Annotated in this window: 1 protein-coding gene; it reads right to left on the bottom strand. The window is 67.8% G+C overall.

The genetic code is table 11. The annotated features are described in order from the left end of the window. Window positions 1-321, bottom strand: a 321-nt coding sequence (locus BHU15_RS37620) for a glycosyltransferase 87 family protein (RefSeq protein ID WP_255293320.1), incomplete at its 3' end; no start/stop codon positions are given. Window positions 322-617: the final 296 nt, after the last annotated feature.

The following is a 617-nucleotide window of genomic DNA, read 5'->3' as shown; positions in this document are numbered from 1 at the left end:
GACGGGGGTGGGCGCGTGACGGTGCGCGGCGAAACGCCAGGACAGCCTGACGAGAAGGGCGAGCAGCAGCACGTTGCCCACGACGACGACGGCCTTGAGCGTGGCGACGGGCAGCCAGGTGACCGGGACGAACAGGATCGCTGCGAACGGCGGTGAAGCGGCGGACGCGGGCTGGACGTATTCGGTGAACGAGACGGTCGGGCCGGTCGGGACGAACGGGGCCGCCGGGCAGAGCGCGGCGAATACGGCGAGTGCGGTCAACGACAGGGCGAGTGCGCCAACTGCCAGGAGTGACCGGACAGTCACGGTCGGGTACGTCACGGCCGCGACACTAGTCGATCAGGCTCAGCGTATGATGCCCGCCTCCTCCCCGTACTCACCGAGGACGGCCACGCTGAACGCGGCGGCCACGAACACCTTGACGGCNNCGTGGCCCCGCTGTGCGGGGGGCCGACATGCCCGGACTGGATGGGGGTGAAGGTCGCTGTACTCATACTTCAATGGTGCTTCTTCGGCGACCGGAGCACATCGCTCTGCGGAGGGAAACGGAAAAGCCGTTTCCTACGACTCCAGAGATACGGCATCCCCTACGGGGACTACGCCTCCACCCCCGACGT

It is taken from the genome of Streptomyces niveus, from assembly GCF_001723055.1.
Taxonomy (GTDB): domain Bacteria; phylum Actinomycetota; class Actinomycetes; order Streptomycetales; family Streptomycetaceae; genus Streptomyces; species Streptomyces niveus.
Note: the sequence above shows the minus strand (reverse complement) of the source record. Positions and strands in the feature narration are given on the sequence as shown.